Origin of the sequence: Pedobacter sp. ok626 (assembly GCF_900100435.1) — a bacterium.
Lineage (GTDB): Bacteria > Bacteroidota > Bacteroidia > Sphingobacteriales > Sphingobacteriaceae > Pedobacter.
Genome location: NZ_FNEX01000009.1, coordinates 114,905 through 134,683, shown reverse-complemented (window position 1 = coordinate 134,683; position 19,779 = coordinate 114,905). Strand labels below are relative to the sequence as shown.

The 19,779-nt window shown below is 40.3% G+C and carries 15 protein-coding genes and 1 tRNA gene; 12 read left to right on the top strand and 4 right to left on the bottom strand.

Features of this window, described 5'->3' with window-relative positions; genetic code table 11:
* Positions 1-153: 153 nt before the first annotated feature.
* The gene (locus BLS35_RS14270) at positions 154-1,050 is read right to left on the bottom strand and encodes a nuclear transport factor 2 family protein (protein ID WP_090782142.1); all 897 of its coding nucleotides are present in this window, start codon (positions 1,048-1,050) and stop codon (positions 154-156) included.
* Between the two features lie 267 nt (positions 1,051-1,317).
* Here BLS35_RS14270 and BLS35_RS28180 point away from each other — a divergent pair, with 267 nt between their 5' ends.
* Positions 1,318-2,565 carry a DUF1398 domain-containing protein gene (locus tag BLS35_RS28180; protein WP_254778883.1) on the top strand — a complete coding sequence of 416 codons (1,248 nt, stop codon included), beginning with the start codon at positions 1,318-1,320 and terminating at the stop codon, positions 2,563-2,565.
* A 154-nt stretch (positions 2,566-2,719) separates the two neighbouring features.
* Positions 2,720-3,637: a pentapeptide repeat-containing protein gene (locus BLS35_RS14260; RefSeq protein ID WP_207909164.1), complete on the top strand. Its 918-nt coding sequence runs from the start codon at positions 2,720-2,722 to the stop codon at positions 3,635-3,637.
* Between the two features lie 15 nt (positions 3,638-3,652).
* On the opposite strand, the gene BLS35_RS14255 is transcribed toward BLS35_RS14260, so the two are convergent.
* On the bottom strand, positions 3,653-4,147 hold the full coding sequence (locus BLS35_RS14255; protein ID WP_090782140.1) for a hypothetical protein: 495 nt from the start codon (positions 4,145-4,147) through the stop codon (positions 3,653-3,655).
* Positions 4,148-4,290: 143 nt separating this feature from the next.
* Here BLS35_RS14255 and BLS35_RS14250 point away from each other — a divergent pair, with 143 nt between their 5' ends.
* A complete protein-coding gene (locus BLS35_RS14250) occupies positions 4,291-4,614 on the top strand; it encodes a helix-turn-helix domain-containing protein (protein WP_132226057.1) in 324 nt (107 codons plus the stop codon).
* A gap of 54 nt (positions 4,615-4,668) precedes the next feature.
* Here BLS35_RS14250 and BLS35_RS14245 read toward each other — a convergent pair whose 3' ends face one another.
* Complete coding sequence (locus BLS35_RS14245) at positions 4,669-4,869, bottom strand: dodecin family protein (RefSeq protein WP_090782136.1); 201 nt, start codon at positions 4,867-4,869, stop codon at positions 4,669-4,671.
* Between the two features lie 112 nt (positions 4,870-4,981).
* Here BLS35_RS14245 and BLS35_RS14240 point away from each other — a divergent pair, with 112 nt between their 5' ends.
* Complete coding sequence (locus BLS35_RS14240; protein WP_132226058.1) at positions 4,982-5,239, top strand: hypothetical protein; 258 nt, start codon at positions 4,982-4,984, stop codon at positions 5,237-5,239.
* Between the two features lie 229 nt (positions 5,240-5,468).
* On the top strand, positions 5,469-6,161 hold the full coding sequence (locus BLS35_RS14235; RefSeq protein ID WP_090782132.1) for a PRC-barrel domain-containing protein: 693 nt from the start codon (positions 5,469-5,471) through the stop codon (positions 6,159-6,161).
* A 14-nt stretch (positions 6,162-6,175) separates the two neighbouring features.
* Here the strand turns inward: BLS35_RS14235 and BLS35_RS14230 are convergent, their stop codons facing one another.
* Positions 6,176-6,622: a protein-disulfide reductase DsbD domain-containing protein gene (locus BLS35_RS14230; RefSeq protein WP_090782130.1), complete on the bottom strand. Its 447-nt coding sequence runs from the start codon at positions 6,620-6,622 to the stop codon at positions 6,176-6,178.
* Between the two features lie 206 nt (positions 6,623-6,828).
* Here BLS35_RS14230 and BLS35_RS14225 point away from each other — a divergent pair.
* The 7 genes from BLS35_RS14225 to BLS35_RS14195 all read left to right on the top strand — a co-directional run bounded on the left by BLS35_RS14225 (position 6,829) and on the right by BLS35_RS14195 (position 19,778).
* Positions 6,829-6,904, top strand: a tRNA-Lys gene (locus BLS35_RS14225).
* A 196-nt stretch (positions 6,905-7,100) separates the two neighbouring features.
* Entirely contained in the window at positions 7,101-7,691 is a 591-nt protein-coding gene (locus BLS35_RS14220) for an RNA polymerase sigma factor (protein WP_090782128.1), read from the top strand.
* Between the two features lie 149 nt (positions 7,692-7,840).
* The gene (locus BLS35_RS14215) at positions 7,841-9,040 is read left to right on the top strand and encodes a FecR family protein (protein ID WP_165973390.1); all 1,200 of its coding nucleotides are present in this window, start codon (positions 7,841-7,843) and stop codon (positions 9,038-9,040) included.
* A gap of 195 nt (positions 9,041-9,235) precedes the next feature.
* The gene (locus BLS35_RS14210) at positions 9,236-12,598 is read left to right on the top strand and encodes a TonB-dependent receptor (RefSeq protein ID WP_090782124.1); all 3,363 of its coding nucleotides are present in this window, start codon (positions 9,236-9,238) and stop codon (positions 12,596-12,598) included.
* A gap of 12 nt (positions 12,599-12,610) precedes the next feature.
* Positions 12,611-14,344: a RagB/SusD family nutrient uptake outer membrane protein gene (locus BLS35_RS14205; RefSeq protein WP_090782122.1), complete on the top strand. Its 1,734-nt coding sequence runs from the start codon at positions 12,611-12,613 to the stop codon at positions 14,342-14,344.
* A gap of 38 nt (positions 14,345-14,382) precedes the next feature.
* Entirely contained in the window at positions 14,383-16,617 is a 2,235-nt protein-coding gene (locus tag BLS35_RS14200) for a hypothetical protein (RefSeq protein ID WP_090782120.1), read from the top strand.
* Positions 16,618-16,625: 8 nt separating this feature from the next.
* Positions 16,626-19,778, top strand: coding sequence for a glycosyl hydrolase (locus BLS35_RS14195; protein WP_090782118.1), 3,153 nt, complete (start codon positions 16,626-16,628; stop codon positions 19,776-19,778).
* Position 19,779 lies beyond the last annotated feature (1 nt).

Sequence of the window (19,779 nt, the reverse complement as noted above, 5' to 3'; positions counted from 1 at the left end):
AGTAGCTTTATAGAAATTACCACTTGTCAGTAATACATTCAAATAATTGAGCGACACGGATTTTATCCTTAGCAACACTTCTCCAGGTCTGGGAGCAATTGCAGCAATACTATCACATTGCAAGCTACGTAGGAGTAAAGCCGGAATCTTTAATCAATGCAAACTGATTACTCGTGTGATTTGCCACTGGCCATTTTTTAATCGCCACAGGGTAACAAACTTGCTCGGATGACTTTCTCCAGGCTCATTGACATTGCGAAAGCTATGATAGCCGAATTGGACTGCGCCATAACCCGGTATTTCGTAAACTTCCATGCTGCCTGGTGTAAGAATACGAGTCACCTTGCCACAGATGTTCTTTTGTATAGATGCGAGTAATTCCTTTTTTGAGTGTGAAAAGCCTCCGCGGTCGTGATAGAATTCAATATCGTCTGCAGTAAGTGAATCCATTTGGGCGATCTTACAACGGTTATAGGTATCGAAATAAATACTATCCATTTTAGCAATGGTATGATATAGTTCCGCTGATGCGGGTACATAGAGCCCTGGCACATATCGATTGCCAGGGTCGGAACTGGGCTGATTGTTGACCATGTAATCGGTTTCATCTGCCATTTTCCAGATGCCTCTTTCTCTGCGCCAATGACGGGTAAATTTTGATTCTTCGACTGGTTTAATATCTACATAAAAGCGCTGCACACCAGTTTGTACAGCCGTGATCTCATTTAACCGGAAACTCTGTAAGTTGGCAACTTCGCGGCGCATCTTTACTTTCCCGCAGGTAGCGGCTATGCGTTTAAAAAAATCCGCACTGGATTGGGCGTAGGTTTGTTGATGTAGTCCTTGATCATGCAGAAATACGAAATCGGTAGTAAAAAGATCGGGTAAGTGTTGAACCTTGCAACTGTTCAATGCAATATCAAAAAAGAGGCTGTCCTTAGCCGCTAATATGCGATTGAGCGCTGTATTCTCTATACTTGAAGTGCTTTGTGCATAGGTACTAGTAAAAAAAACTACTAGATGGGTGGCTATTGTTAGAATTTTTTTCATCTGACATTACATTTGTATTTTGACGCCAAATCCCAAAGAGTGTTACAGTGTCGACTCCTAAAAGAGCTATGTACGGATAAGACAGCGACCGGTCTGAGTAGTGTAATACTCCAAGTATAGTCCAAGTATACAGCAACTATACTCCATCTTTTTCTATAAAAATATGGAGTATGATCCCTTTTTAATTTTTTTTAACTTTAAATTTTGTAGTACGCTATCCGAACGCTATCTTAGCTCAGATGTTTATTTATAAAAAACATATAGATCATGGCAAAATTTGACGGAAAATTCCTGACAGGCATAGTAGGACCTGCTGTTTATAAGAAATATCGCAATATGCAAGTGGTTACAGCCAAATCCAGGTTGACAAAAAAACAGCAAACTAAAAACACACACAAAGCAGCAACTCAATTTGGGATCGCCAGTACGCTGGCAGAACAATTTCGGCGAGATGCATACGGGGTCATCACAGATTTTTATGATGGAACCATGGTTTATCGCTTTAGAACCGATGTACAAAAGGCTTTGCGACAAGCATTCGACGCTCAATCTGAAACCTATCATTTTACAGCCAACAGTTTTGATCGGCTCAATGGTTTTGAATTTAATGTGGATTCTCCTGTAATGGATAATTTCTTTGTGCAACCGGAGCAGCCTATCGATGGAAATATCCTGACCATTAGGTTGCCGGAAATCCATGTTTCGAAGGATATGAAATTTCCGGTAAAAGCAAGTTCTTGCTTGTTAAACATTGCTGTGGGGATGTTTGACCTTACCTATGGAAATAGAACGATGTGTCCGATTCAATCTATTGAAATTCCAAGGGGCTCAGGAGATAATGTTATTCCTGCGCAGGAACTTAGTTTTGAAATAGAACCAGGCTGTTTATGTATTTCTATGTTTTCATTTCAGTTTATACAAAAGACATTTGCTGGTAACCTACTCATCAATAGTAAAAGCTTCAATCCTGTGGCGGTATTCAGAGCAGTAATCGCGGATGGGACAGTAGATCAGGAACAGACCAAAGAATGGGATGATATGTCAGTTGTGAGGGATTCTGAACATTTTAATAAACCTAAAACGGAACTCAAAGCAAAATCCACCGATTTACAGGATGAATCTTTTACAATTGCGCAAATTGAGCAGGAACATGAAAAAGTGAAAAGCGGAGCAGATTTCCCTAAGTATATTCAAGCGATCAAAAAATTAGGGGTAGAAGAATTTGTGACCTATGTATCCGATAGTCATACCCAGTATTTCGGGAATAATGGCCATCAGCTAAGCTCCAAGGCAAAGTATGAACCTTTAGTCGTCGCTGCTGTAAGTCATAAGAAAAAGTTTATGAAGTATTTGAAAATGCATCAGGCGGGGCAAACAGATTACCTTAGCTTTTGCAGGCATTGTGCAGAAACAGGAATCGATAGATGGATAGTGAATTTATCATTGCTGACTTGCACTTATTATGATCAGAAAAATCAGCTCATCCTGACAGAATCGATCCCAAATTCCGAATGAAATTGATTTTAGTAAGTTTTTTGCGTTAAACTGACCTTTTTTGCCAGATAACAACTATAAGTAGTGGAGATGCAACTATAAGTAGTCGAGAATTTTTGATTCCGGATGTGCAGCTGGATACATTTGCAGTGTCGAAAAAATAAAAAGATATGCTATGTTAAACACTAAAATGATTGGCAATAAAATAGCCGAAGCACGAAAGAAGATAAATATATCCCAGGCTCAGCTTGCTGGATTTCTATTTATTAGCCCACAGGCAGTTGGAAAATGGGAACGGGGTGAGTCAATGCCTGATATTACTACTTTTAACCGACTCGCTGAAATTTTAAACGTTGATCTGAACTATTTTTCAGAAAACACTCAATCTTCAGAAGCTGAAACTAATATGGATCTACCCATTGACAGTGATATGGAGCAAATAGGGCAGGAGCGTCAGATTCCAATAAAACTGACTGCAGTTAATCTGGAAAGGAGTGATTTTTCAGGGACTAATTTACACAATGGAAAATTCAAAGCAAGCCCCATGTTCGCAGCCAACTTTGCTGGTTCCGATCTTACGGGTAGTTCGTTTGAGGTTAGCGATGCACGTGAAGCCAATTTTGATGGGGCAAATCTGACAGACTGTAGCTTTTCTATCACTGAACTTGCAAACGCTAGCTTCTGCAAGTCGGTTCTCGTTCGCACCAACTTCAATAAGTCTTCACTAGCTGGAACAAAATTCATCGATGCGAAACTTACCGATGTGAAGCTGACCATGGTAGACCTTAGACAAACAGTTTTTGAAAACTGCGTTTTTAATGGGGTGGATTTTAAATATTCAGATCTGCGGGGAATACATTTTGAAGGGCATACTTTTATCGGTGTCCAGTTTGATAAGTCCGCACTAAACAACGTTTCATTTAGAGGGGCGACACTAAAAAACGTGTCCTTTCGTCTGCCTTTTTCTGTCACCAATAGGTCTTATCGTGCCTTCCAGACCGTTGACTTTGACGGCGCTATGATGGATAAGTTAACCTATGCCGCGCTTAAAGGTTTATTAGTGGTTGATTTGTCAAAGGTTATAGTTATTTAAGCATCAATATCGCTATTAACGCCTTTCTATAAACAGTATATCATGGCTGCGATCGATCGTACAATGGATACGAACAGCCATCCCAGGTTTTAAGTGTTGGGGACTAAGCCCCTGACCCAACACTGCCGTTGCCCAACTATCCAGTTCCTGATATTCGGTTTTTATAATATAGCGGGGCGGTAAAACACTGCCTATTTGGTTTTCTACTGTTACGCTCTGTATAACCGTATCTATCACCCTTTTGGAAGATTGAAGACAGTGTTTAAAGGTGCGTATGTAAAAAGGGATCAATACAGCTATAAGCAAGATGGTAAATACGATGATAAGGATAATCCCAAACCAAGTTAGCCCGTTAATATGGTTGTTTGCTATATCTTTAATCACATTTTTAATAAAGATCACATAGGCATATACCAATGGCGTAATAAAGATAACCAGGAAGATTAACCGCTGTATCAGCAGGCTTTTCAGTTTTTTCTTTTCAGATGCAGTCAGCGGTTCTATATTCATTTTTTGCTTGATGCCTTATGCTATTTGTCTCCTTCGTTTACACTAAATAAGCGAAAAAAATATTGACTCCAAAATGTTTTCCTTGAGAAATGGGAAATCTACGGGTAAATTTAGATACAACAATTTAATTAATCTCCTTAGATTTGCCGCGCAAACTAACAAACGGTGTTGAAGGACCGGAATACTTAAAACAATTACGAAGAACATACATGGAAGAGAACGATTTTGTATCCATATGGTTAGAAGAAAGCGGAAACCCCGCAATAGAGGAATTAACACAGCTGAATCTTGACATTGCCAGTAAGGCTGCGAAAGCTTTAGCCGATAATGGTCTTTCAGAAATTGACCTTGCTGTTTCCCTTGACATCAATCCGGACGAAATCAAGAGGTGGTTATCTGGTCGCCATCCTTTCAGTATAAAAACAATAAAGGAAATCTCTAGTATACTGGCAAGTTATCCATTATAATCAGGATAAAAGCAAAAGCCTTTTGCTGTAAGGCTTTTGCTTTTATAAGGCTCTTTATTCTACACGGAAAGAGACTTTACAGATCACGCCATAAGATGTGATTTGATTATTTTTAAGATGTACTTTAAAATCCTTGACATAGACCGAGTCAATATTTTTTATCGTTTTTGATACCTCCGTTACTGCATTTCTTACAGCATCCTCAAATCCACTTTCTGATGAGGCGATAACTTCAATTACTTTTACAATGCTCATAATCTTAATTTTTAGTGATAAAAAGGTTTGATTTTTTAAACCAATCCAAGCCGGTATTGTTTTAGTATTTATCGGTTAAGGCTCATGAATTCAAATGAGTAAAATTCATATCATGAAAAATGGCGTTTTATCATTGATATTGATCATTGTCGGTCTTACTTTTCAAGGCTGCCAGCATGCAAACCATAATTCTGAAACTGGTAATGGCGAAATGGTTGATACGGCGAAAATAGATGATCGGTTGAAACTGGAAAACGAGATCCAAACTGCTATGTTTATCGAAACGGTTGCAATGAATAATATGCTCAAAGTTGAATTGGGAGAACTTGTTGTAGAAAAGGCAAACAACCCGAGCGGACTTACTCTTTAAAGTTAAGCACAAAGATGACTATGCTTGTCAAGAAAAGTGCGGTTGCCAAGATCATTAAGGAAACACTTAAAGCGTTTTTTTCAGTACCCCACGCATAATTAGTTAAGAAGCCTGCAATGACAATCAAGATTCCAGAGATTATAAAATTTCTTCTCTTCTTCATAAGTATTTACTTTCTGGCGATTAAACAAATCAATTTTAAAATTGTTTAACCAGAAATACTTGTATCATGCAACGCAACATAAAAAGTATGATCGGTTTCGCCATGGCGGAAACCGATGGGGAAATTGGAAAAGTTGACGAGTTTTATTTTGATGATGAAACCTGGACAATACGTTATCTGGTCGTAAAAACTGGCGGCTGGCTAATGGAACGCAAAGTTCTAATTTCACCGGGAGCACTGAAGGAGCCGGATTGGGAGCATAAATCATTTCCTGTTAATCTGACAAAGGATCAGGTTAAACACAGTCCTGATATTGATACTGATATGCCGGTCTCTCGTCAGCAGGAGCTTGCATTATATCATCATTATCAATGGCCTTATGGCGATCCTGTAGGAGCAGGGTTTTATGGGGGTATGGGCATGATGGGGATGGTAGAATCCCGGCTGCCACTCGAAGATGCTATTGCGCTCCAGCGAAGCGAAAAGAAATCAGGCGACCCGCACCTTCGTAGTACCAGCGAAATCAAAGGATACCGGATTCATGTTACAGATGGCGAAATAGGGGATGTGTCGGATCTTATCGTGGATAAGGACTGGAAGATATCATTTTTGGTTGTCGATACTGGTAATTGGTTCCCTGGCAAAAAGGTCCTGATCTCACCTGAATGGATAAAAGAACTCAATTGGGAAAGTTCATCAATCACTGTTGATGTTTCAAAGGAAGCTGTAAAGAACAGCCCTGAATACGATCCAAATTGAGCTATATCTGGAAATTAGACTGCTACATTAAACTCAATTTCCTGAGGAGGCAAACATTGAGTGTCGTCGCATGTTCCAAATTCTAACTTGCCTTTAACAGCTATTTTTCCTTTTGACTTTATGTTAATCTTCTGCTGAAATATTACAGTCTTTTCAAAGTATCCGATCTTCATATTAAACATTCTGTCAAAATGACTAATAGGTTTAGGTTCAATTGTCTTGCCGTTTAACACATAATCTTTTGATGGATGGAAGGAGAATGCTGTTTTCGTCGGTCCATCAGCTGCAATATTTTGGGAATAGATATGCCAGCCATTGTCAATTGTTGCTTTTAGATAAACGATGGCTTCTTTTGAATTGATGCGTTTAGCCGCATAGCTCCATTTTACAGGATTTAAAATCTGTGCGCTACTGAGCTTAGCAACCAGGCATAAGGCAATAAAAATTAAGACTTTTTTCATTGTGTTAGTTGTGCAAAAAGGTTAAAGAAATACTATGCTTATAAAAATAGGTATTTAAAGCAGAAAATATTAGAACGAGGATTAAATTTTCAACCTATAAATCAATCCCTTAAAGGAAATATTAGTGTTAAGTTGAAATTAAATTCTTGTTAAGGTTTGAAATACGCATAATTTTTATACTTTTGCACTCCTTCAAACAAGGGAATGATTCCGTAGCTCAGCTGGTAGAGCATTACACTTTTAATGTAGTGGTCCTGGGTTCGAATCCCAGCGGGATCACCAGAGAATAGTATCAAAACTACGTAAAAGCCTGCAAATCAAATGATTGCAGGCTTTTTGTTTTTACAGCTTATGCAATTTTGGCGAATAATAAGTATCATTGTTTAAAAATATATAGATTTGTTGTTTAGGAATTATTAAATGCCGACATCCTTTCGCAATATGCCTTTAACTTTATTTATAGCAAATATTATCCTGTATGGTTCTAAGACCATTTTATAGTGATGGTGATCTGTTGCAGAAGATAGCAACAGGTGATGAGCATGCATTTAGCTTGTTCTACTATAAGTATAATAAAACGGTTTTCCTTTTTGCATATCGTATTCTTGACGATGAATTACATGCCGAAGAATTAATGCAGGAAGTTATGCTAAAGGTCTGGATGCTAGGCGATGAATTGAGTAATGTAAATAACATAGAAAGCTACATGCGAGTAATGTGTAGAAACCGTTGTTATAATAAATTGCGGCAATTAAGACGGGAGGCAGGCAAAAATAGAGAAGCTACCTTAGGCTGGAGAGATGAAAGCAATGAAACTGAAGAAACAATACTGTTAAATGAAGCAAAAGGATTGTATGAAAAAGCCATAGCAAAGTTACCTGCCCAGCAACGTGAAGTCTATAATTTGTGCCAAATTCAAGGTCTGAAGTATGAGGAAGCGGCTAAACAACTTAATATTTCAGTTTTAACAGTTCAGTCCTATATGAAAATAGCTTTAAAATCTGTGCGAAATACGATGCGTAACCATGGTGGGATAGCAGCTATATTGATTACATTAAAACTTTTTTAATCTTTTAAAACCCCCGGGATTATCCTAACTGGTGCCTTTGCAATGTATGAAGCCCATTTCCATAAGAAAATTTGCCACCGGCAAATAATTTTTTAATTTATTTTATGTTCAATACCCCCGGTTACCGGAGGTATGGTGTCTTTGTAATAATGGAACCGAATAGAATTATACTTCTGTATGATAAGATTAAACGAAAAACAGCTTCTGAAGATGAGCAGCAGGAGTTTGATCAGTTGTTGCAGGATGAAGATGCAGAGCAAGCGCTTAAAATGCATTGGGACCAGCAATGGATAGAAGTATTGGCTGAAGATAAATCTGCTTTGCAAATCCGGAATGAACAGGAAATCCTTCGGGATATACTTTCGCATGAAGTGGCTGCGCGTAGCATACCACTGAATAAAAAATCACCGGGTTATAAATATCTGGTTGCCGCTGCATGTGTACTGATCGTATTGGCAAGTGGTTTATTCTTTTTCAATCATAAAAGCTCCGTGTCATCAAATCAGCGAACTGTTGTTCATGCCATTGTGCCTGGAAAAAACAGTGCTACACTTACCCTCGCAAATGGTAAGAAAATAGTCCTTTCTAGTGTTGCAAATGGTGAACTTGCTAAAGAGGCTGGCGTAAAGATTTCAAAGTCGGCAGATGGCCAGATCATTTATGAAATCATTGGTACAGATAACAATTCTAATCAATTGAATACACTTTCTACCTCAAATGGAGAAACTTATCGGATACGTTTACCTGACCAGAGTGAGGTTTGGCTTAATGCTGCTTCAACAATTAAATACCCGGTAAGTTTTGCAAATCATGCGACAAGAAAGATAGAGTTGATTGGCGAGGCTTATTTTGAGATTGCCAGGGATAAAAAACACCCTTTCATTGTAGAGAGCAAAGAACAGCGGATTGAAGTTTTAGGAACGCATTTTAATGTGAACGCCTATGCTAACGAAAACAATGTAAAAACGACTTTGATTGAAGGCAGTGTAAAAGTACAAAAGCTTAATTCAAATGCGAAAACGTTGGAGGGAGAGCAGGCTATCCTAAAGCCCGGAGAACAATCACTTTTGTCAGGTGATGAGTTCAATGTTAAGCAGGCAGACGTTGAAGAGGCCATTGCCTGGAAAATAGGCTTTTTTAAATTTAAAGATGAAAATATTCAGAGCATCATGCGCAAAGTATCACGTTGGTATGATGTAGAGGTTATATATAAAGGAGAAATTCCGCAAAGTGGTTTAGAAGGAACGGTGTCCCGCTATCAGGATATTACCCAGTTACTGGACATGTTGCAGTCTACCGGTCTCGTTAAATTCAGCATCATCAAAAACAAAATTATAGTGAGTAAATAACCAAATATTTAACCAAATACTAAACGACGTATGAAAATAAGACCTACCTGACCTCTTTTAGGGAAGCTTAGTGCAATAAAAACGTGAAAGTGTCTCACCACTTCCACGTTATAAGCCTGGGCTATTCAATACCTGGATCATATCCGGATAAAATAATCGAAAAGAAATCTTGAATAAACCCAAACAACCAAAAGTATGAATTTAAATGCTTTTATCAAGACCGCTATGCCCATAGCTGGCCGATATAAAAAAATATTATTAGTTATGAGAGTAACTGTGTTTTTATTGCTGATGGGTCTGATGCAGGTAAGCGCTTCCAGCGTTGCACAGAGAATAACCCTTTCATCAAAGAATGCCGATCTGCAGGACGTCATAGAACAGCTGAGAAAACAAAGCGGCTACAATTTTCTGTATATCAAAAAAGATGTGCTCGGGAGAGCAAAACCAGTAACGGCACAGCTCAATGATGTGACTATTGAGGAAGCGCTGAATAAGATTTTTACCGCACAGCCATTGGTTTATCAGATCAAAGATAAAACGGTAATTATCAAACCATCTCTGGACAAACCATCTGTAAGGGCAGAACAAAAGCCTGTTACAGGTAAAGTGAAGGATGAGACAGGAGAAACACTTATTGGAGTGTCTGTCTTGATAAAGGGGACCAAAACGGGAACCGTTACCAATTCGGAAGGAAGTTATACCATTCAGGCTGAACCTGGATCGGTACTGGTATTTAGCTATATCGGTTACCAGACCCAGGAAATTACTGTAGGAACGGAGAGCAATATTAATGTATCGCTGATCGCTGTAGCAGGTGGTCTGGATGAGGTGGTTGTCGTAGCCTACGGTACACAAAAAAAGGAAACAGTTACCGGAGCAATCTCTTCTATTAAAACCAAAGAAATTAAACAAAGTCCTGCAGCAAATTTAGCGGTAACCCTGGCAGGAAGATTACCTGGATTAACTTCTATCCAACGTAGTGGTCAGCCTGGTCGGGACATTACGCAATTGTTCATTAGGGGGCAGGGAACGGTAAATGCACAAAGCCCGATCATCCTTGTAGATGGAATTGAGCGTGATCTGACATATATTGATCCGAATGAGGTGGAGTCGGTGACAATCTTAAAGGATGCCTCATCTACAGCTATTTTTGGGGTTAGAGGAGCTAATGGTGTTATTTTGGTCACCACAAAAAGAGGAACTTCTGAAACTCCGGAAATCAATTTTGTAGCAGAGGCCGGTGCACAGGATTTTCCACGCTTTATCAGTCCGGTTAATGCTTACGACTTTGCAACACTAAAAAATCTGGCACTTACGAACGACGGCTTACCTGCTGAATATTCTAGTCAATCATTGAAATACTACAAAACTCAGGAAGATCCCTTGCGTTACGCGAATACAGACTGGCGTAAACTGCTGATTAAGGATTATTCTTATCAGCAACGGTATAACCTGAATGTTTCTGGAGCGAGTAAAACCACGAAGTATTTTGTAAATGCCGGTTATCTTAATCAGGGAGGACAGTTTAATACCGAAAAAGATCTTAGCTACGATCCGAGCTTTAAACTTAACCGTTATAATTTCCGATCAAATATCGATATTCAGCTGAATAAGAATTTAAAAGCATTTTTAAATGTAGCTGGTTACCTGGAGCAAAGGAATAGTCCCTATGCTTTAGGTGGCGATAATCCAACGGATTGGATCATCTATTTTATGAACCGGATGCCGGCAGTTGTACCCGGCCCGCTTACACCCGATGGGCAGGTGATTACCTATTCCGATATTGACCATCCAGCCTATGGTCTGATCAACCGTTCTGGTTATACACAGCAGAAAAGAAGTAATGTGTTGGCTACTTACGGTATGGAGCAAAACCTTGACTTTATTACCAAAGGTTTATCGGCAAGGGCTGTAGTTTCATTCGATGCACGGACAGTTAATAATCTTGAAGCGACAAGGAAATATGAAAAATACATACAGATCATTAATCCTAATTTACAAGGAGCTGACGGACGCGATAGTGTGTACTACCGACCGTTCAATAACGACCAGAATACGCCATTATCCATTGGGGGTGGGCGGAATTTTGAAACCTTATCTAATTTTCAGGGGTTCATAAACTATGCAAAAACGATTGGTAAGCATGATTTCTCAGGTATGCTGCTGTATCAGCAACAAAATAATGTAATCAATAATGAGCTGCCATTCAAGTTAATGGGACTGGCTTCGAGATTTACGTATGGTTACAACTCACGGTACTTTCTGGAATTTAACGCAGGTTACAACGGTTCTGAGCAATTTGCTGAGGGCCAGCGTTTCGGATTTTTTCCGGCAGTTTCTGCCAGCTGGCTCATCTCAAATGAATCGTTTCTACAGAATAACCCTGTTGTGAATTTGTTGAAATTAAGAGGTTCGTTTGGTAAAGTAGGTAATGACCGCATCGGGAGCAGAAGGTTTTTATACCTGGATGATATACAGGTTGTTGGAGGTGGTTTCTCCGGTAGTTTGGGCAATGCACAAACCATCAATTATAATTTATTAAAAAATGCGCAGTTACAATGGGAGGTTGCAAAAAAATACAATCTTGGATTGGAGATGGGATTATTTAACCAGTTTAATCTGGTGGCTGATGTGTTTTATGAAAAGAGAGACAACATTTTGCGTAACAGGGGGACGATTCCGGAACTGAACGGGCTTCCTATCTCGGTATTGCCACCGGTAAATATTGGTGTAGTAGAAAACAAAGGATTTGAAGTTGAATTGAATTATAAGAAATCCTTCAATAAGGATCTGTCTGTGTTGGCCCGCGTCAATCTGAATTATGCAACAAACAGGCAAATCTATGCAGATGAGCCCTTGCTGCCTGAAGATTATGCTTACCGCTATAGGGAAACCGGTTACCGGATAGGACAGATGTTCGGATATCAGGTAGATCGGTATTTTAGGGACGCGAATGACATCGCCAATTCTCCTGTACAAAATGTAGGTGGACATGAATCCAGACCTGGTGATTTTAAGTATAAGGATTTGAACAACGATAACCTGATCAATGAAAGAGATATGGCACCGATTGGCTATTCAACAGTTCCGGAATATCAGTATGGTGCAGCATTTAACCTGACTTATAAAGGATTTGATTTTAGTGTCCTGTTTCAGGGGATTTCAAATGTTTCTAACTATTATAGTGATCAGGGGGTTTTTGCTGACAAAAATTATGTGGCAAGGCATCTGGAGAGCTGGACAGCAGAACGTGCAGCCAGTGGAATGCCAATCAATTATCCCCGCATTTCTACTCAATCTAATCCCAATGAAAGGCCAAACTCCTTTTTCATTCTCAATGCGAGCTATCTGAGGTTAAAAAACATGGAAATTGGTTATAGTCTGCCATCAAAATGGAGCAGTGCGATTGGTGCAAAACGTTTGCGTATTTATGCCAACGGCCTGAACCTCTTTACCTGGGATAAACTACCTACAAAAGAGTTTGATCCGGAGTTGACGAACAGTCGCGATTACCCGATTACAAGGCTGTATAATTTTGGTGTAAACTTCACTTTTTAATCAGAAGATAAGATGAAAAATATTTTAAGAATTTTTATGTTGCTTTCTTTCCTGGCAGCAGGTTGTACGAAAGATTATCTGAACATCACGCCTGATGGCCGGACAACACTTGATGATATATTTAAAGATGAGAAACGAACTGAGGCTTATCTGAACAGAGTCTACGGACAAATGCCAAGCTACTTCTGGAAGTACGGTTTTTTTGATTTCCTGGCACCTTATTCTGATGAGGCTTACGCTTACAGTGGTGCGGTAATGGCTTGGTCTGCAGGTAGTCTGAATGCCAGCGGTAGTCCTTTGCACGCGCACCAGGAGAGAGGTAAAGGCGTTTATCATTATGGTGCTTTCTGGGCGGGTATCAGAGATGCGAACGTATTCCTGCAAAACATCCAGACTGCCAATATTCCGAGTGCAACCAACAGGGAGCGTTTTCGTGCGGAAGCGCAGTTATTAAGGGCTTTTTATTACTGGGAACTCATCAAAGAATACGGTCCGATGCCTGTGGTAACGGCACCTTTTACGAATGATTTTGATTATACTACGCTTAAACGTCCGTCTTTCCAGGATTGTGTAAATTTTATTGTAAAAGAGTGTGATGAAGTTATTGCGAACAACAGTATGCCGATACGTATTACCACAGAAGCAGAGCGCGGGCGGTTTACAAAAGCTGTTGCCTATGCGGTAAAGTCTCAGGCTTTGTTGTATAATGCCAGTCCGTTATGGAACGTTAGTAACGATAAAAGTAAATGGGAAGCGGCTTCGCTGGCAGCACAGAATGCCATCAGTGCGCTGACCACGCAAGGGTATAGCCTGGTAGACAATTATGGAGATTATTTTCTGAGCAAAACTGACATCAGCACTTCACCAAGGGATAAAGAAACAATCTATGAGGTTTATGAGGGACAAATAGATCCTGTGTTCAGTATCATCAATAGCATTCCAAGTAAACCTGGAATGTTTAAAGTAGGGGCTACTCCAAGTCAGGAACTGGTAGACAGTTATGATATGCAAGCTACAGGTGAGCCGGTTATTACAGGCTATCAGGATTTGGATCATACACAGCCAATACTCAATCCAGCCTCGGGATACGATCCGTCAAAGCCTTATCTTGGACGCGATCCTAGATTTTATGCAACGGTTTGGTACAATGGGGCTGCTTATGATAATATAGCAGGAAATGTACATATTATGGAAACTTATATAGGTGGGGCAGATCAGTTATTGAAAGCACCTATAGGTTGGGCCTTCACGCGAACCGGTTATTATTTACGCAAATTTATTGATCCTCGTTTACAATCTGGTCAGCCCGAAGATACACGCTGGAAAAAATACCGCCTGGCAGAACTTTATCTTAACCTGGCCGAGGCGGAAAACGAAGCCAATGGACCAACTACAATAGCGCAAAATGCAGTTAATAAGGTGAGATTTAGAGCGAATATGCCTAATTTTCCAACCACTTTATCACAGCAGGAGTTTCAGAACCGTATCCGTAAGGAGCGTAGGGTAGAGCTGGCTTTTGAAGAACACCGTTTCTGGGATGTACGCAGATGGAAAATACTGGATAAGACAGATAAGCTGGTGACCGGTATGGAGATTACAAAGCAGCCGAACAATAGCTTTACCTATGCCCGTTTTGTAACTGAACGCAGAAATGCCTGGAGTGATAAGTTTCTGATTATGCCTATCCCAATCAAGGAAACTGCTATAATTCCTGATTTTAACCTCAACCAGAACCCTGGTTGGTAAGCATCACCTGAACGAATGTAAACTTTAATCAAATAGTTATGGTTGCCATAAAACTTATCAGCTTAACGCTTTTAGTTGCCACTGCTTTGGGGTGTAAAAAACCTACTGCAGAAAATAAAGAAACTATCAAAGCAAATGAAGTGCAAAATACCGGCAGTACATCGTTGACCGCTGCACAGGAACGTTATATTGTTTTTTTTCTAACCAATACCGGCGTTGATCAGGCTGATAGCGAAAATACAGGTAAAGATGCCAATTCGGCCTATACGTTTGTAGGGGAACTTCCGCAGATATTTGGGCCAGTTAACGCTGACGCTCCTTATAAATACGCATTTGGGTTACCCGGGCCAATGCTGCTCACCCAATCGGTTCAGCAGATGCAATACCAGGTAAATAAAGCTTTTGATATTGCGGAAAAATACAACGTTCCGGTATATTTCCAGCTGGATGATATCAATAATTATACGACTGAATTTGGCGGGGGCGCTATGCCTAAATTTTACAATGATCCGTCATGGTGCGAATGGGTATCATTTCCCTCGGGAACAGAAGCCTGGGGCGGACAATCTAACGGCCGCCTGCCTTATTTCTGGTTCAACTGGGGTGCCTGGATGCATGCCCAGGCTTTCCCAAATTTGCAATCACCAGGCTTCAGGGCCTTCGTAAAAAGTCAGCTTGAAAACGGTGTGTTGTCGGTACTGAATACACGGTATAACCAGCTAAAAGCAAATGGAAAAGGGTACTTGTTTGCAGGAATGGCTATTGGCTGGGAAACACATATTCCTGATTATTCAGCTGATAATACGCTATATAATGTGAATCCCTCTTCGTTGCCGGTAAATGCAATATTAGGGGATCAGATGCAAAGTTGGGAAGCAGGGAAATTTGGATATGCGGCGTTGCATACCTTAGGTTACACGGCTTATAATAAGGATAGACTGTACCAGGTGATCCATGATTATTCAGAATTTTTAGCCAAAACAGCTTACGATACTGGAATTCCGAGAGAAAAGATTTTTTCCCATATTGTAGGGGTAAAATCTAGTCAACCAGGTTTGTCGACCACGTTTGCACCACCAATCTGGACCGCTGTCAACAATTACTCAACACCAGGTTTCACGCTTTCGCCAGTAAGCTGTCCTTACAACCTGAATACTTTAAAAGCAGAGATCAATCTGGTTGATCCACAGCAGAAAAATTTCGCAAATGCAGAAGGTTATAGCATCGGTGTGAACGGCTCTTTTGCACAGGCTGATGCCTATTTTGGCGATATGTTTGGTCATGGAGCTTCTATGGTTGCCGTATTTGGTTGGGGAAGAGAGCCCGCAAGCTCTGCTTTCGCCGTGTCGCATAGTCCCACAAGTCCCTTTGTGCAGGCCGCAAAAAAATGGCTGAGCAATGAGGTGAAAGTCTGGTCATTTGCCGCAGGTGCTGAAGGTTGGACATCCGGAAACGACATCAGTGGTTTTGGATGGAACAATGCAGGTAAAATAGGTGGAACATTGACTGGAAATGATGCTTTTATACTTTCTGCAAACTCAGTGGGGTATAATATGGGGACTGAAAAACTCGTCCAGATTGGCATTAGCAATGCTTCTGCCAATACAGTTGGACAAGTTTATTTTACAACTACAGCAAGTACAGGCTGGTCGGAGGATAAAAGAAAGGACTTTGCAATGGTTGCGAACAGTTCCCTTACCAATTATACCATCAATATGGCTGATATTCCAACCTGGCAGGGAACACTTAAACAATTAAGGATAGATCCTTCCAATGCGGTTCCTGGCAGTACCACTTCAGGTAATTTTAGTGTGGATTATATACATGTAGGTAGCCAGGGCTGGAATTTTATGTCAGCTTTGGAAGGTTGGACTGCCGGACAGCAGATTAATAATTTTGGCTGGTCTGCCGCAGCCGGGAATTATATCGGTGGAAAGATAACAGGCGCCGATGCATTTATACTATCTGGTGATAATCTGAATGCAAGTCTGGCAAACTGCCGATATGTGGTGGTAAGGGTCAAGAATTCTTCTCCGCAAACGATCGGACAGGTTTATTTTACTACGACTACCGATCTGGCATGGAATAATGCCAAACAGGTGTCTTTCGCGATGAATCCTTATTCTGATTTTACAACTTATACCATCGATATGAGTACCGTTCCAGGATGGACAGGTACATTAAAGCAATTACGAATTGATCCTTCCAATGCTACTCCTGGAACACCTGTTAATGGATATTTCCAGATTCAACATGTCAAAATAATTAATTAAGGAGGAGTATGAAGGTGTTCAAATTTAAGTTAATAAACATATTTTTTATCGTTCTTGCGTTCGGGGTGGCTGCGGCCATCCCTTGCAAGGCGCAAAAAAAAACACCCACTCCGGTAATTTTTGAAACCGATATGGGAAATGATGTGGATGATGGGCTCGCACTGGCTATGCTTTTCAGATACGCTGATCAGGGAAAAATTAATTTTCTTGGCATCAGTAATAATAAACAAAGTCTAAGTTCCTTGCAGTTTATAGATCTGATGAGGCGCCAGTATGGTTACGGCCAGTTACCCATAGCAACGGTACAAAATGGTGTCGAGGGTGAAGTTGAAGCTAAGAGCTTTGCCAGAAAGGTGATGGACTATAAGGAGCAAGGCCAGTTGCTATATTCGAGCAGCATAAAAAACTATAGGGATGTTGAAGCTGCAGTTCACTTCTATCGACGTATGTTGGCCAAAGCTAAGGATACTTCAGTTGTGATTATTTCGGTGGGTTTCTCTACAAACCTTGCGAAATTACTGGAATCTAAAGCAGATCAATATTCAAAATTAAGTGGTTTGGAGCTGGTAAAACGAAAGGTGAAATTTTTGAGTACGATGGCGGGTAATTTTAGCCATCCAAGGCAAAAAGAATTCAATGTGATCAGTGATCTTCCTGCTGCCAGGAAAATGTTTAATCATTGGCCGACTGCTATTTATATCAGTCCGTTTGAAGTAGGGGCAAGTGTACATTTTCCTGCTACAGCTATTGAAGCTAACCTTGGTTATAGTGGGAACCAGCCTTTGGTTACCGCCTACAAGGAGTACATTACGATGCCCTATAACAGGGAAACCTGGGACCTTACTTCTGTTTTGTTTGCGGTAGAAAAATCAGCACACTATTTTAAAGAAAGTGTGCCCGGTAAATTTATAGTGGATGAGCAGGGCTATACACAGTTTAAAGAGGAGCATAAGGGAAGGCACTATTTTCTACATGCTCCCGGCGAATCAGAAGGTAGCAAAATTAAAAACCGCTTTGTAAAATTAATCATGACTGCGAAGTCTGGATCAACGGAGCTGAAAAGTAATATTGATGTTCAGGGTTTCCTAAACCCTGTATTGAAATATAGGCCATTAAGGATCATTCATGAACATCTGGATACCACCCTGATCAGGAATTTAAAAGAGCTGGGTTATGGTGGTGTAGTTACAAATGTATCCTACCAGGATTACCTGAGCTCGACACAAAACTGGGAGAAATTCCGTTCCGATATTGCTTATGCAATTGATAAACTGGGTTTAAGGATATGGATTTATGACGAAAAGGGATATCCCAGTGGGGCAGCAGGTGGTATAGTATTGAAAGATGATCCTTCGGCTCAGGCACTTGGTCTGTCTGTTATCTCTAAACTCGTGAATAAAGGAGAACAGCTGGCTATAGCATTTCCGCACGGACATACCAGATTCCTGGCAGCATTTGCTTATCCTGAAGCTGGATTTGGAACTAGTGAGATAATTGATCTTAGAAAGTACACCGATGCAAGAGGGAACCTGAAGTGGTCAGCACCTAAAGGGAAAGGGAACTGGAAAGTGCAGTACTTTGTACAGAAACCTTTTTATGAAAATACCCACGCTACACACAATTGGTTCGAGCAGCGAAAAATGGTGAATTTATTGGAAAAGAAAGCTACTGCCGATTTCATTAAAGTTACACATGAACAGTATAAACATCATGTCGGTGACTACTTTGGAAAGGGAATTGAAGCTTTTTTTACGGATGAACCCTCCTTAGTCGGTGCCCACTTTTTGAATAACAAACCACCTGTAACACCTGGAGTACGTGATCAGCCAGATTTTAACATTCCGGCCTTTCCAACCTTAAACTGGAGTGAAAGTTTGCTGACCGAGTTTAAAAGAAGAAGAGGATATGACTTGTTTAATAAGCTTCCCTATCTGGTGGAAGGGCAATCGGCAACTGCATTTAAGGTCAGGATAGATTACTACCAGACGTTAATGGAGCTGGTCGCGGAATGTTATTTTAAACCGCTGGAGGAATTTGCAGCAAAGAATAATGTCGCCTCATCTGGGCATTTACTGCTGGAAGAAGACTTATTTTACCATCCTGTTTTTGAAGGAAGTTTGATGGAAATGTATAAGCATATGCAGTTTCCGGGGATAGATCTGCTTACCGCTTATCCATTGATCGCAAAACGCTGGGGCGTTACGACTGCTAAGTTCGCTTCTTCGGTTGCAGATACATATGGAAAAAAACAGGTAATGAGCGAAATATCCAGTGCATTCGATAGTAATGATGCTGGTATAAATGGTCAAATGGCTGCGGTAGGTATTCAATTTGCCTATGGAGTTGATCTGTTTAATTCTTATTACAGGCATGATAAAATGAGTGTCGAGGAAAATAAGCAGTTTACGAATTACATTGGGAGGGTTGCTTATTTGCTGGACCAGGGAAAAAGACAACCGCAAGTTGCGGTATATTATCCAATTGAGAGCATCTGGGCCAAAACCTTAATTCCCTTATCCATTGGAAGGGAACATTTCGATAAAGAAGCATTGCTTTTAAGCGATAATTTTACGGAACTGGGGCTGGCACTCGTTGATCAGCATATTGACTTCAATTATGTAGATCGTGAAAAGTTGCCTGAACCCGGAAAAGAAATTAAAAAATTGATTATTCCAAAGCTAGCGGTGTTGCAGAAAGAACTGCTGGATCATTTGATCAGGCTTGCAGATCAGGGCATGAACCTTTATTTCCAGAATACTGATGCCATCCTGTTAAATGCAGACGGATTTGAGAGTGAGACCGTTGACCTTAGAGAAAAATTTAGCGCTTACAACAATGTCGTTTTCTTTGACAATTTAACTCATCTCGCTTCGCAAATTTCGGCTGATACGGATTCGGGATATCGAATTGAAGCTGGAACTGAAAATATTGTTGCTTTGGCTAAGCCCGGTAAAACAGCAAAAGTATATCTGTTTGTGAATGCAGCCGATAATGCACAGGACGTAAAGGTAACTTTTAAAAAATCTGATAAACGTTTGATGGTCTGGGACCCGGTATCCGGACTGGTTAAACCTGGAAATACCCGGATCACAAACAGTGGAGATGTATTGGAGCTGCACCTTGATAAATGGCAGACACTATTGGTAACAATTGATAAATAAA